Here is a 12,971-nt window from a genome sequence, read left to right as displayed (position 1 = left end):
GGCCGCAGTGCTGAGTGCCGAGCTGAAAGCGTTTTACCGGGTGGCCCAATTGGGCAGCATTACTCAGGCAGCGAAAAAGCTCGGGCTCAGTCAGCCGACCGTGACCACACAGATTCGCCAGCTTGAAAGCCAGTACGCGGTGGAGTTGTTCTACCGCGGCGGGCGGCGCCTGACCCTCAGCGATGACGGCGTGCGTTTGCTGCCGATGGTCAAGGCGCTGATTCAGCAAGAGGGCGATATCGAGTTTTTTCTACGCAACAGTGGTCAGGGCACTGGCACCTTGCGCATCGCGGCCACTGCCCCGTACTACATCCTCGATCTGGTGAAAAACTTTCGCGAGCGACTGCCGCAAATTGCCGTGTCGGTGGACATCGGCAATTCCCAGCAAGTGCTCGAAGCCCTGGACGAGTACCGGGTTGATATCGCCGCTTCGTCGCAACTGGTGGAGGATCCACGGCTGATTCGCCGGACTCTGGGCACCGACCCGCTGGTGCTGGCGGTGCATCGCAATCACCCGCTGGCCAAGTTCGAACACGTGCCGCTCAGCGCGCTGGCCGGGCATTGTCTGCTGATGCGCGAACAGGGTTCGACCACCCGCAAACTAACGGAGCAGCTGCTGGACGGCGCCGGTGTGGGCTTTGGTCCGCTGCTGGAAATCGGCAGTCGGGAGTCGATTCGCGAGGCGGTGTTGCGCAACATCGGGATCAGCATCATTGCCCGTCAGGAAGTGCCCCACGATCCGCAATTGCGGGTGCTGACCCTCGAAGGTGCGCCGCAGATCGCGGAATACCTGTACTGCCTCAAAGAGCGCAAATCGGCGCGGCTGCCGGCAGCCTTTTTGGGCCTGGCGCAGGAAATGGCCCCGGCCTGAGCACATACAAAAAAAACCGTAGGGGCGAGCTTGCCTCGCGATCGAATCACCCCGTTTTCACTGGTTAACCGAGTTACCTGTATCGCGAGGCAAGCTCGCTCCTGCGGGAATCTATGGGGCTCTGTATCCAAAATCCACCAATACCCCTATCGGCTGATTTTGCGTTCTTGCCACATTCTGTACGCATTGCGTCTCTAGGATGACCCCCATCTGCTTGATGAGGTGCATCCATGAACAGCTCGAACGCAACCGCTTTTACCCAACCGGGCGTACCGATGAAGGTGCGCAATGTGAGCAAACGCTTTGGCGCTTTCAATGCGCTGGATGATGTGTCGCTGGAGGTCGCCGCTGGCGAACTGGTGTGCCTGCTCGGGCCTTCGGGCTGCGGCAAGACCACCCTGCTGCGCTGCATCGCCGGGCTCGAACGCCAGGACAACGGTGTGCTGTATCTGGGTGATCGCGATGTATCTGACCTCGCACCTCAAGCTCGTGATTACGGGATTCTGTTTCAGTCCTACGCGCTGTTCCCCAACCTGACAGTCGAAGCCAACATCGCCTACGGCCTGGCCGGTAGCAATCGCGACGTGGTGCGCAAGCGGGTGGCAGCCATGCTCGAGCTGGTGGGCCTGACCGGCAGCGAAAAGAAATTCCCCGGCCAGCTCTCCGGCGGCCAGCAGCAGCGGGTAGCCCTGGCCCGAGCCCTGGCGCCGTCACCTTCGCTGTTGTTGCTCGACGAGCCGATGTCGGCCCTCGACGCCCGGGTGCGTGAGCATCTGTGTACCGAACTGCGCCAACTGCAGCGCAGCCTGGGCATTACCACGTTGATGGTGACCCACAACCAGGACGAAGCGATGTTGATGGCCGACCGCATTGCCGTGATGAACAACGGCAAGGTCGAGCAATACGCCACGCCGCAGGAAATCTACGACAGGCCAGCGACGCCCTTTGTGGCCGAGTTCGTCGGGCAAGGCAACTGGTTGCCCTTTGAGCGCAACAGCGCCACCCACGCCCAGGTCGGCGGCATGAACATGCGTCTGGCGGACGACGCTGGGCGTGCTGCATCGGGCCGCCTGTTCTGCCGCCCCGAAACCATCAGCGTGAACCCGCTGCTGCATCAGGAGAACCTGTTCCCGGCGCGGGTGCGCGAGATCACCTTTCTTGGCAATCGCTGCCGCATGAGCTTTGAGCTCAATCATTTGCCAGGCCATGCACTCACTGCCGAAGTCGGCACCCAGGATCTGCCGCGCCTTGGCGCTCCGGACATCTTTGTCGCCCTGCCGCCGAACAGCTTGCAGGTGTTTGCCTGAGATGGCCGCTGAAATGGCCCTGCCAGTGCCCGGCAAAGTGATAGCCAAAACCTCCAGCGCTGAACTCGGCGACAGGATTTTCGTGGTCGGCGGCAAGCTGCTGCTCTTGCTGCTGCTGGGTGTGGCGGTATTGATGCCATTGCTGGCGATCTTCTGGCGCGGCTTCAGCGCCGAGGATGGTCAGGGTGGTGGCTGGGTGGCAGCGCGGGAGCTGGTTACCAGCGATAATTTTCACTGGCTGGTGGGTAATAGCCTCAAGGTATCCCTGAGTGTGGCGGCGATTGTCGTCCCGCTGGCCTACCTCTTTGCCTACGCGCTGCAACGCACCATGATCCCCGGCAAGCGCATCTGGCGCGGTCTTTCGCTGCTGCCGCTGATGGCGCCGTCGATGTTGCCGGGCATTGCCCTGGTGTACCTGTTTGGTAATCAGGGCATGTTGCGCGGGCTGATTTCGGACAATATCTATGGCTTCTGGGGCATCGTGCTGGGCGAGGCGATTTACACCTTCCCCCACGCCCTGATGATTCTGCTGTCCGCGCTGTCCCTGGCTGATGCGCGTTTGTTCGACGCCGCAGCGAGTATGGGGGCGGGGCCCTTCAAAGCCTTTCGCAGCATCACTTGGCCGGGCACCCGCCAGGCGGTGTTCGCCGCCTTCTGTCTGGTGTTCACCCTGACCATCACCGACTTTGGCGTACCGGTGGTGGTGGGGGGCGATTACCAGGTGCTGGCGCTGGAAGCCTACAAGGCTGTGGTCGGACAGCAACAATTCGGCCGCGGTGCCTTGATCGGCATGGTGCTGCTGTTGCCCGCGCTGTTCAGCTTCGCCGTGGATGCCTGGCTGCGCCGTCAGCATGGCGACTCGATGAGCGGTCGGGCCCAGGTCTTCAAGCCGCTGCCCTCGAAAGTCCGCGACCGCTGCTACCTGGCCATTGTGCTGCTGATTTGCGCCACCCTGGTGCTGGTGTTCGGCATGGCGGTGTACTCGTCACTGGTCAAATTCTGGCCGTACAACCTGTCGCTGTCGCTCAATCACTACCAGTTCAACGATACGGCAGGCGGGGGCTGGCTGGCCTACCGCAACAGCGTGACCATGGCGTTGTGCGCGGCACTGATCGGTAGCGTGCTGATTTTCACCGGCGCCTACCTGATGGAAAAGAGCAAAGGCCAGAAAGGCCTGAACCTGGCGCTGCGCATGCTCAGTTTCGTACCCATGGCGGTACCGGGGCTGGTCCTGGGTCTGGGCTACGTGTTCTTTTTCAACCTGCCGGGCAACCCGCTGCATGTGCTCTACGGAACCATGACGCTGCTGGTGGTGTGCACCATTGCTCACTATTTGACCACCGCACAAATGACCGCGACCACCGCGCTGCGGCAACTGGACAGTGAGTTTGAAGCAGCCGCGCTGTCACTGAAGGCGCCGCTGTATCGCCACTACTGGCGCGTCACCGTTCCCATCTGTCTGCCCGCGTTGCTCGACATCGTGCGCTACCTGTTCGTCTCGGCCATGACCACGGTGTCGGCGGCGATCTTTCTCTACAGCCCCGACACCATCCTCGCGGCGGTGGCGGTGCTGAACATGGACGACGCCGGCAATGTTGGCGGCGCGGCGGCCATGTCGACCCTGATTCTGTTCACCTCGGCGGGCGTGTCCCTGCTGCTGGCCTGGGCTTCACGCGGCTTGTTACGCCGCTCCCAGGCCTGGCGCCAGGGCGTACCTGCGCAATGATCCGCGCCCATCAAAGCCTGCCCTCTACAACCAAAAGGAACCGCACCATGTTCAAGCCGCTTGCCCTTGCCGCTGCTGTCCTCACTGCTTTTAGCTTCAACGCCTTTGCTGCCAAAACCGAGCTGACCGTGTACACGGCTCTCGAAGCCGAGCAGCTGAAAACCTACAAGCAGGCTTTTGAGAAGGCCAACCCGGACGTTGAGATCAAGTGGGTGCGCGACTCCACCGGCATCATCACCGCCAAGCTGCTGGCGGAAAAAGCCCGCCCGCAAGCCGATGCGGTATGGGGGCTGGCCGCCTCCAGCCTGGCGATACTTGATCAGCAGGGCATGCTGCAAAGCTATGCACCCCAAGACCTGGCCAAGATCGGCGCCAACTATCGCGATCCAGCCAATCCACCGGCATGGGTGGGGATGGACGTGTGGGCCGCGACCATTTGCTTCAACACCATCGAGGCACAAAAACAGGGTCTGAGCAAACCGGTGAGCTGGCAGGACCTGACCAAACCGGAATACAAGGGCAAGATCGTGATGCCCAACCCGGCGTCCTCGGGCACGGGTTTTCTGGACGTAAGTGCCTGGCTGCAAACCTTCGGCGAGAAACAGGGCTGGCAGTTCATGGATGACCTGCACCAGAACATCGGCCAGTACGTTCACTCCGGCTCCAAGCCATGCAAACTGGCGGCTTCTGGCGAGTTCCCGATCGGTATTTCGTTCGAATACCCGGCGGTGCAACTCAAGCGCCAGGGTGCTCCGCTGGATATCGTGTTGCCCAAGGAAGGCCTGGGCTGGGAAATCGAAGCCACTGCGGTGATCAAGGGCACGCCCCATGAAGAGGCGGCGAAAAAGCTGGCCGACTTCTCTGCCAGCCCGGCAGCGATGGAGCTTTATAAAGAGAACTTCGCCGTACTCGCGCAACCCGGCATCGCCAAGCCGCAGACCGAACTGCCAGCGGACTACGAACAGCGCCTGATCAAGAACGACTTTGCCTGGGCCTCGCAGAATCGTGACAGCATCCTGGCCGAATGGCGCAAGCGCTATGACGGCAAGTCCGAGAAAGTGGCGCAGTAATTTCTCAGCAAATAAAACCCGTAGGAGCGAGCTTGCCTCGCGAGCTTTTAATAGCGGTCATGAAGAGATCGCGAGCAATCGCGCGTCGACCGGCTGCTCCTACAGAAGCCCGCTCCATCAGGACATGCTTATGACTCAAACAATCCTTATCGTCGGCGCCGGTATTTTGGGGCTGTCCCACGCCTATGCGGCGGCCAGGCGCGGGCTCAAGGTTCAGGTCTTCGAGCGCACCAGCACCCCGCTGGGGGCCTCGGTGCGCAATTTCGGCATGGCGCTGGTGACGGGCCAGCCGCCGGGCGTGATGCTGGATCTGGCCCGCGCCAGCCGTGAAATCTGGACCGGCTGGGCGCAGCATGCGGGCTTTGATCTCAAGCAAAACGGTTCGTACCTGTTCGCCCGTACCGAGGCCGAAGAGCATCTTCTGCACACCTTCTGCCAGGGCCGTGGCCCTGAATTCGGCTACCGCGCCGAGCTCCTGCGGGGCGCCGAGATGCAGCGCCTCTACGGTGGCCAGTTCAGCCATCATCGCGCCGCACTGCACGGGCTGGATGACCTGCAGCTGTACTCGCGCGAAGCAATCCCGGCGTTGATCCAGTACCTGCAACGGGAGCTGGGGGTCGAGTTTCACTTCTCGACCCTGGTCCGCGAAGTCGAACCAGGCTTGGTCCATACCACTGCCGGCAGCTTTAAAGGCGCCCAGGTGATTGTGTGTTCGGGGCATGACTACCTGACCCTGCTGGCTGAACCGCTGGCCCGCCTCGAGCCGCAGATCTGCCGCCTGCAAATGCTGCGTGTACGACCAAAAATTGATTTGCAGCTGCAACATGCGCTGATGACCGGCCTCAGTTGCGTGCATTACGGCGCCTTTGCCGACTTGCCGGAAGCGGCAGCGGTACAGGCCCAGATCCTGCGCGACAGCCCGCATCTGGACCGGCACGGGATTCATCTGCTGGTCAGCCCGACACCTTACGGTGAATTGATCATCGGTGATTCCCACGATTACGGTGGCGATCCATCACCGTTCAACGGCGAACAGGTGGACAACTGGATGCTGCAATTGTGCGAGCAAACCCTTGGCTGTGAAGTGCAGGTGGTTGAACGCTGGCAGGGGGTCTATGGTGCCCGGGGGGCCAAACCGTTCACCTGGCTGGAGGTAGCCCCAGGCTTGAATGCCGCCCTGATGCAAACCGGAGTGGGCATGAGCGTGGGCCCGGCCATGGCCGAAGGCAATATTGCCCGGCTGCTGGAGGAGGTGTGATGAGCGAGGCGCAGCAAGTGGTGGAAGAGGTGTTTGGCCTGTACCGCCAGTACGGCGCTGATGATTACATTGGCGAGCCGGTGTCGCAGATCGAACACATGTCCCAGGCCGCACAGCTGGCGTTGGCTGAAGGCTGTGACGATGAAGTGGTGCTTGCTGCGTTCTTTCACGATATCGGGCACTTGTGTGGCAAAGATGCGAAGAACATGGGCGGTTATGGGGTGGTCAGTCATGAACGGGTCGGGGCTGATTACTTGCGCCGCGCAGGCTTCAGCGAGCGGATGGCGAAGTTGGTGGAGTACCACGTGCAGGCCAAGCGCTACCTGACCCTGCGTCAACCGGGCTATTACCAGCTGTTGAGTGAAGCCAGCATTCGTACCCTGGGCTACCAGGGCGGGATGATGAGCGAGTCAGAAGCCGATGCCTTCGAGCAAGACCCGCTGTGCCAGCTCAGCTTGCGGATGCGGGTCTGGGACGAACAGGCCAAGCAGATGCAGGTGCCGGTCATCGACCTGCAAATTCTCAAGGACAAGGCAGTGCGGCTGTTGGCCAGCTGACCTTTTGCCCATGACCTGTAGGAGCGAGCTTGCCTCGCGAGCTTTTAATCTGCGGTCATGAAGAGCTCGCGAGCAATCGAGCGTCGACCGGCTGCTCCTACAGAGGGCAGGGTTCAGATCTGTTGGGCCAGCAGCCCGATCTGCTCCTGGCGCTCGCTCTGGCTCAGTTTCGGGTGCGGGTTGAGCGATGACCACTGCGGGTGCGCACGGGCTTTGTTCAGCTCTTGCGGCAGTTTGCCTTCACGCCAGGTCTTGTCCTGCGGGGTGGCAACCTTGATGCTGTCCACCGCCGCATGCCCACGGGCATTCAATGCATGCAGCAGTTGGCGCTGGCGCAGAGCCAGCAACCGCAGCACGCTGTCGTCCACGGTCAGTTCGCGCTGGCCCTTGAATTTACCCAGCAAGCGGCTGCCATAGCTGCGCGCGGTCTGCAGGGCGCCGCCAGCTATGGCTCCGGCCAGCGCTGCCGCACCCAGCGTCAGGCCGCCGACCATCAAGTCCACTCCCGCCCCGGCTGCAGCGCCGGCGGCAATCCCGCTGCCCACGCGAACCCCCAGTTGCTTGAGCGTTTCGGGGTTGAACAGGTCATCGCCCCAGCGGCCGTCCAGCAACGGCAAATCACTGGCCGCAGCATCGCTGGCGCGAAAGCCGTAGAGTTTGAGCAAGGCTTCAACGCAGCGCTGTTCCCGCTGCCGGATTGCCTGGCGCAGTTCGTTGATGGCCTGTTGCTCGGCGGCTTTCTCGCTGACCACACTGCGTCGACAGGCGGCGCAGTCGATCAGCAATTCGGCAATCAGGCGCAGGGCGCTGTGTTTGCGTGCCTCGCGCTGTGCCTGCTGGTCGGTAATCAGGCGTTGCAAGGCCTCGCGTGAATGTTCCAGCAGCAGCGCCAGGCTTTCGTACAGTCGACGCTCGCCGTCTTCGGGCGGGGCCACGCTGTCAAACCGCACCAGTGCATGTAGACCAAGGCGGGCCAGGGCTTCGCGCCATTCGGGTTCGCGATGCTGGGGGCTGCTGACAAAATTCAGCACCGGCAGCAGCGGCTTGCCGCAACTGGCCAGCACACTGAGTTCGTCGCGGTATTTGGCCAGCACCGGCTCGCGGGCGTCGATCACATACAGACCGGCGTCCGAGGCCAGCAGCTGGCGCAGGACTTTGGCTTCCTGCTCAAAACGCTGGCGCGCCTCGCTGCCTTCCAGAAACCGTGCCACCCGTGCCGGGCCATCGAGGCGTTCGCCGGGACGGTCGAGGCGCTCCAGGTAGTCGAGCAGGGCGATGGCGTCTTCCAGGCCGGGAGTGTCGTACAGCTCCAGCAGCGGTTCGCCGTCCACCGACAGCCGCGCGCCTTCGACATGGCGGGTGGTGCTGGGTCGATGGGACACCTCGCCAAAGCCGACATCCCGGGTCAGGGTGCGCAGCAACGAGGTTTTGCCGACATTGGTATGGCCGACCACGGCCAGGGTCAGTGGCTTAGTCATGGCCTGTCTCCAGCCAGTTCAGGGGGGCGCTGGTGGCGAACGGCAGCTCCAGTTGTTGCAATGCGTTATGCCAGTCGCTCAGGCGGTCAGCGTCCAGCGCCTGGCCGGACGGTGCCTGCAGCAGCCAGATGCGGGTCTGGGCGGCACTGCGTGCCAGTTCGCCAATCAGCGCCAGGCTGCCGCGATCCGGGGACCGGCGCGGGTCGCAGGCAATGGCCAGGCGGGCCGGCGGGAAGCGGGTCATTTGCTCCAGCAGCCTTTGCCGGGATTCGCGGCTGTCGAGGATGCCGGCGTCCTTGACCGTGGCGGGCAGTTTGGGCGGCCAGGGGTGTTGATCGTCCAGTTCGATGGCCACAATCAGCGCGCCATCGGTTTGCAAGTCGGTGTGCCCGGCCTGCACGTTGTGCAGTTGTTCGGGGGCCAGATCGTTGACGCCGAGGCGTTCGCTGCTGGGCATCAGGCGCTCGCGCAGCTGGTTGTAACCCGGCAGGTTGAGGTCCAGTTGCAGGGCGTTGCGCCCGTGGTTCCAGCGCCACAGGCAGAACGTCGCCAGCAGCAGACGCGGTATTACCCCGTAGAACAGCACGATGCCCACCAGCCAGACCGCCCAGGCCTGACGCAGCAATTCGCTGTTGTAGCGGGTGTCAGTGCTGACGCGGATCATCTCATCCGTCGGTACACCGAACCCCAGCCAGCCCGGCAGTGCGCCGAGGCTGCGGGTCACCGCCACAAACACATCCGGGCTCAGAATGGTGGTCTCCCAGATGAAGCCATACCGGCGGGTGGCCATGAGCAACAGCATCATCAGCAGTGCGCTGAGCATTGCCAGCAGCCACAGGCCATTGACCAGCGAGCCGAGTGCCCAGCGATTGAGCCTGTGGCGTTGCAGCAACAGCAGTAGCGCCGGCGCCAGTTGCGCGGCCTTGGCGTCGCGGGCGAATTTTTCGCTCAGCCACAACCAGAGGCGGCCCAGACTGGCGCCGTGTTCGCCGGCAAACAGCAGGCCCAGCGCCCAGCTCAGCAGCAGAATCAGATTGAGCCCGAGCAGGCTGCCCAGTGCCCAGAACACATTGACCGGGTTTTGTCCGTCGCCCAGGGCGGCAAAGGCCAGCCCGGCGCCACTGATTACGGCCAGTACGGCCAGCACCAGTAACGCCAGCCGGGCACCTTGCAGCCAATGCTGCATGGCGCTGAGTAAACCATCGCGTTCGGCCAGCCACAGGGCCCGGTTTTGCAGGCGTGTGGATAAATCACCGCCGCCCGTGCGGGCGCGGCGACTGGCTTCAAGATCATCCAGCGGGCCAGCGTGTTCTTCGCGCAGGCGCACGGTTTCGGTCAGCCAGAGGCGGTGCAGGGGGGAAAGTTGAGTCACGCGACATTCCATTCAAGTGAGCCAAGAGCATACCCGCTGTTACGTCGGACCGGGTACTGCTGGCGCGGGCGGCTCTGGTATCCTCGCGCCCATGAAAAAATCACTCCCCCTCAGCCTGATCGCGGCACTTGGTGAAAACCGCGTGATCGGCGTCGACAACAGCATGCCGTGGCATTTGCCGGCGGATTTCAAATATTTCAAGGCCACCACCCTGGGCAAGCCGATCATCATGGGGCGCAAGACCTGGGATTCCCTGGGCCGCCCGTTGCCGGGCCGCTTGAACCTGGTGGTCAGTCGTCAGACCGGTCTGCAGCTCGAAGGTGCCGAAGTTTTTGCATCACTGGAGGCCGCGGTTGAGCGCGCTGAAGAGTGGGCCAAAGAGCAGGGCGTGGGCGAGCTGATGTTGATCGGTGGCGCGCAGCTGTACAGCCAGGGGCTGGCAGATGCCGACCGCTTGTACCTGACGCGGGTGGGGCTGAGCCCGGAAGGCGATGCGTGGTTTCCCGAGTTTGATCAGGCGCAGTGGAAGCTGGTATCGAACGAGCCGCACCCGGCGGTGGATGACAAACCGGCGTTCAGCTTTGAGGTGTGGGAAAAAATCTGAGGGGTTGCACCTGCCCTGCAGGAGCTAGCTCCTGCAGGGCGATGCGGTGTTCAGGCGTGGGCCAGGTCACCGTGATCGTCTTCAGCCAGAATGGCCTTGTCGGTCTGGTGCAGGATCTGGCTGGTCACCGTACCGGCTACCATCGAACCGCTGACGTTGAGTGCCGTACGGCCCATGTCGATCAAGGGTTCGACCGAAATCAGCAACGCCACCAGCGACACCGGCAAGCCCATGGCCGGAAGCACGATCAGGGCGGCGAAGGTAGCACCGCCCCCTACGCCTGCCACGCCGACCGAACTCAAGGTCACAATCGCTACCAGCGACGCGATCCACACCGGGTCCAGCGGGTTGATGCCCACTGTCGGCGCAACCATTACCGCCAGCATGGCCGGGTACAGACCGGCGCAGCCGTTTTGGCCGATGGTGGCGCCAAACGAGGCGGCAAAGCTGGCGATCGAGGACGGAATCCCCAGGCGACGGGTTTGTGCTTCGATACTCAGCGGGATGCTGGCCGCGCTCGAACGGCTGGTGAAGGCAAAGGTCAGAACCGGCCATACCTTGCGGAAGAAGCGCAGCGGGTTAACCCCGGATATCGACACGATTACGCCGTGGATGACAAACATCAGCGCCAGGCCGATGTAGGACACCACCACAAAACTGCCTAGCTTGATGATGTCTTGCAGGTTGGATGTGGCGACCACTTTGGTCATCAGGGCCAGCACACCGTAAGGGGTCAGCTTCATCACCAGGCGCACCAGGCGCATTACCCAGGCTTGCAGGGTGTCGATGGCGCTGAGGATTTTCCCGCCTTTTTCCGGCTCGTCCTTGAACAGTTGCAGCGCTGCAATCCCCAGGAACGCAGCGAAAATCACCACGCTGATGATGGACGTAGGCTTGGCCCGGGCCAGGTCGGCAAACGGGTTCTGCGGGATGAACGACAGCAGCAGTTGCGGCACATTGAGGTCCGAAACCTTGCCCGCATAATCGCTCTGGATCACGTGCAGGCGGCTCATTTCAGCCGCGCCTGCCACCAGGCCGTCGGCCGTCAGGCCGAACAGGTTGGTCAGGCCGATCCCGACCAGGGCTGCGATCATGGTGGTGAACAGCAGAGTGCCAATAGTCAGAAAGCTGATCTTGCCCAGGGAAGAGGCATTATGCAGTCGCGCCACGGCGCTCAGGATCGAAGCGAACACCAGCGGGATCACGATCATTTGCAGCAATTGCACGTAGCCGCTGCCGACCAGATCGAACCAGCCGATGGAGGTCTTCAGGGTCGTGCTGTCGGCACCGTAGACCAGGTGCAGGCCCAGGCCGAACAGCACGCCGATAACCAGCGCCAACAAGACTTTTTTCGCCAGGCTCCACGCGGTATGGCGGGTCAGCGACAAGCCGAACAGCAACGCGAGGAACACCAGCAGATTGAGGATCAGCGGGAAATTCATGAAAGCTCCGAGGGACGACTTGTACCAGTCTTGAGTTGTAGCGATTTCGAACCGGAAATCCTAACAGGTTGATATATCTGCAAATATACCGTTGTGGAATGAGTACCTAGGTTTTGGGAATAAGGCAGTGGCGCTATTAGAACGTCAACGGTCGCGCTCACGTTAAAACTGTCACGCAGGTTTGTTAGCGTCGATGCCTTTAAATAGGAGCATAGCTGATGAACCTGAGTCTAAAGTTGATCGCTGCAACCCTGTGTCTGGGCCTTGCCGGCCAGGCCCTGGCCACTGATTTGAAGCACTGGCCGGCTGATCAGGCCAAACAGCTGGATGCCATGATCGCCGCAAACGCGAACAAGGGTAACTTTGCAGTTTTTGACATGGACAACACCAGCTATCGCAACGATCTGGAAGAAGCGCTGCTGCCCTATATGGAAAACCGCGGCCTGATCACCCGTGACAGCCTTGACCCGTCACTCAAGCTGATCCCTTTCAAAGACACGGCCGAGCACAAGGAGAGCCTGTTCAGCTATTACTACCGATTGTGCGAAGTTGACGACATGGTCTGCTACCCCTGGGTGGCGCAGGTGTTTTCCGGGTTCACCCTGCAGCAACTCAAGGGCTACGTTGACGAGTTGATGGCCTCGGGCAAGCCGGTGCCGGTGACTTACTTCGAAGGTGACGCGCTCAAGACTTCAGAGGTACAGCCGCCCAAGGTGTTTACCGGCCAGGTCGAGCTGTTCAACAAGCTGATGGAGAATGGCATCGAGGTGTACGTGATGACGGCCGCCTCGGAAGAACTGGTGCGCATGGTCGCGGCAGACCCCAAGTACGGGTACAACGTCAAACCGCAGAACGTAATTGGCGTGAGCACCTTGCTCAAAGACCGCAAGACCGGCGAGCTGACCACGGCCCGTAAACAGATCAGCGCGGGTACCTACAACGAAAAGGCCAACCTCGGACTGGAACTCACGCCTTATCTCTGGACCCCGGCTACCTGGATGGCGGGCAAGCAGGCGGCGATCCTGACCTACATCGACCAATGGAAAAAACCGGTGCTGGTGGGCGGCGACACCCCGACCAGTGACGGCTACATGCTGTTCCACGGGGTGGACGTGGCCAAAGGCGGGATTCATCTGTGGATCAACCGCAAGGACAAATACATGACCCAGCTGGAAGGCATGATGGCCCAAAACGCGGCGGCCCAGGCCAGGGAAGGGTTGCCGGTGACTGCGGACAAGAACTGGGTGATCGTCAAACCGGACCAGATCCAGTAACAGGCTTGCACA

Annotated in this window: 11 protein-coding genes; 8 read left to right on the top strand and 3 right to left on the bottom strand. The window is 61.8% G+C overall.

The window, feature by feature from the left end; genetic code table 11:
• Window positions 1–7 precede the first annotated feature (7 nt).
• The 6 genes from WG29040_RS16520 (at window position 8) to WG29040_RS16495 (ending at window position 6,789) form a co-directional block, all read left to right on the top strand.
• Complete coding sequence (locus WG29040_RS16520) at window positions 8–871, top strand: LysR family transcriptional regulator (protein ID WP_003444538.1); 864 nt, start codon at window positions 8–10, stop codon at window positions 869–871.
• Window positions 872–1,101: 230 nt separating this feature from the next.
• Entirely contained in the window at window positions 1,102–2,178 is a 1,077-nt protein-coding gene (locus WG29040_RS16515) for a putative 2-aminoethylphosphonate ABC transporter ATP-binding protein (RefSeq protein WP_003444536.1), read from the top strand.
• A gap of 1 nt (window position 2,179) precedes the next feature.
• Entirely contained in the window at window positions 2,180–3,904 is a 1,725-nt protein-coding gene (locus WG29040_RS16510) for a putative 2-aminoethylphosphonate ABC transporter permease subunit (RefSeq protein WP_060781710.1), read from the top strand.
• A gap of 47 nt (window positions 3,905–3,951) precedes the next feature.
• A complete protein-coding gene (locus WG29040_RS16505) occupies window positions 3,952–4,974 on the top strand; it encodes a putative 2-aminoethylphosphonate ABC transporter substrate-binding protein (RefSeq protein ID WP_003444532.1) in 1,023 nt (340 codons plus the stop codon).
• A 130-nt stretch (window positions 4,975–5,104) separates the two neighbouring features.
• Complete coding sequence (locus WG29040_RS16500) at window positions 5,105–6,232, top strand: TIGR03364 family FAD-dependent oxidoreductase (protein ID WP_127196540.1); 1,128 nt, start codon at window positions 5,105–5,107, stop codon at window positions 6,230–6,232.
• Window positions 6,232–6,789, top strand: coding sequence for a phosphonate degradation HD-domain oxygenase (locus WG29040_RS16495; RefSeq protein WP_127196539.1), 558 nt, complete (start codon window positions 6,232–6,234; stop codon window positions 6,787–6,789). Before WG29040_RS16500 ends, WG29040_RS16495 begins: the two co-directional genes overlap by 1 nt.
• Window positions 6,790–6,902: 113 nt before the next feature.
• Here WG29040_RS16495 and WG29040_RS16490 read toward each other — a convergent pair whose 3' ends face one another.
• Entirely contained in the window at window positions 6,903–8,267 is a 1,365-nt protein-coding gene (locus WG29040_RS16490; protein WP_003444529.1) for a GTPase/DUF3482 domain-containing protein, read from the bottom strand.
• The gene (locus tag WG29040_RS16485) at window positions 8,260–9,639 is read right to left on the bottom strand and encodes a DUF2868 domain-containing protein (protein WP_003444528.1); all 1,380 of its coding nucleotides are present in this window, start codon (window positions 9,637–9,639) and stop codon (window positions 8,260–8,262) included. Before WG29040_RS16485 ends, WG29040_RS16490 begins: the two co-directional genes overlap by 8 nt.
• A gap of 91 nt (window positions 9,640–9,730) precedes the next feature.
• On the opposite strand from WG29040_RS16485, the gene WG29040_RS16480 reads away from it, so the two are divergent.
• Complete coding sequence (locus WG29040_RS16480) at window positions 9,731–10,243, top strand: dihydrofolate reductase (RefSeq protein ID WP_003444527.1); 513 nt, start codon at window positions 9,731–9,733, stop codon at window positions 10,241–10,243.
• Window positions 10,244–10,293: 50 nt separating this feature from the next.
• Here WG29040_RS16480 and WG29040_RS16475 read toward each other — a convergent pair whose 3' ends face one another.
• The gene (locus WG29040_RS16475) at window positions 10,294–11,685 is read right to left on the bottom strand and encodes an L-cystine transporter (RefSeq protein ID WP_003444526.1); all 1,392 of its coding nucleotides are present in this window, start codon (window positions 11,683–11,685) and stop codon (window positions 10,294–10,296) included.
• Window positions 11,686–11,903: 218 nt separating this feature from the next.
• Here WG29040_RS16475 and WG29040_RS16470 point away from each other — a divergent pair, with 218 nt between their 5' ends.
• On the top strand, window positions 11,904–12,959 hold the full coding sequence (locus tag WG29040_RS16470; RefSeq protein ID WP_003444524.1) for a hypothetical protein: 1,056 nt from the start codon (window positions 11,904–11,906) through the stop codon (window positions 12,957–12,959).
• The last annotated feature ends 12 nt before the right edge of the window (window positions 12,960–12,971 follow it).

Origin of the sequence: Pseudomonas sp. PAMC 29040 (assembly GCF_003994535.1) — a bacterium.
GTDB lineage: Bacteria > Pseudomonadota > Gammaproteobacteria > Pseudomonadales > Pseudomonadaceae > Aquipseudomonas > Aquipseudomonas paraversuta.
This window is presented reverse-complemented; position numbering and strand designations above follow the sequence as displayed.

Coding starts and splice junctions, on each gene's coding strand:
- WG29040_RS16500 (WP_127196540.1), top strand. CDS start 5,105: ATGACTCAAACAATCCTTATCGTCGGCGCCGGTATTTTGGGGCTGTCC.
- WG29040_RS16490 (WP_003444529.1), bottom strand. CDS start 8,267: ATGACTAAGCCACTGACCCTGGCCGTGGTCGGCCATACCAATGTCGGC.
- WG29040_RS16470 (WP_003444524.1), top strand. CDS start 11,904: ATGAACCTGAGTCTAAAGTTGATCGCTGCAACCCTGTGTCTGGGCCTT.
- WG29040_RS16480 (WP_003444527.1), top strand. CDS start 9,731: ATGAAAAAATCACTCCCCCTCAGCCTGATCGCGGCACTTGGTGAAAAC.
- WG29040_RS16510 (WP_060781710.1), top strand. CDS start 2,180: ATGGCCGCTGAAATGGCCCTGCCAGTGCCCGGCAAAGTGATAGCCAAA.
- WG29040_RS16515 (WP_003444536.1), top strand. CDS start 1,102: ATGAACAGCTCGAACGCAACCGCTTTTACCCAACCGGGCGTACCGATG.
- WG29040_RS16505 (WP_003444532.1), top strand. CDS start 3,952: ATGTTCAAGCCGCTTGCCCTTGCCGCTGCTGTCCTCACTGCTTTTAGC.
- WG29040_RS16475 (WP_003444526.1), bottom strand. CDS start 11,685: ATGAATTTCCCGCTGATCCTCAATCTGCTGGTGTTCCTCGCGTTGCTG.
- WG29040_RS16495 (WP_127196539.1), top strand. CDS start 6,232: ATGAGCGAGGCGCAGCAAGTGGTGGAAGAGGTGTTTGGCCTGTACCGC.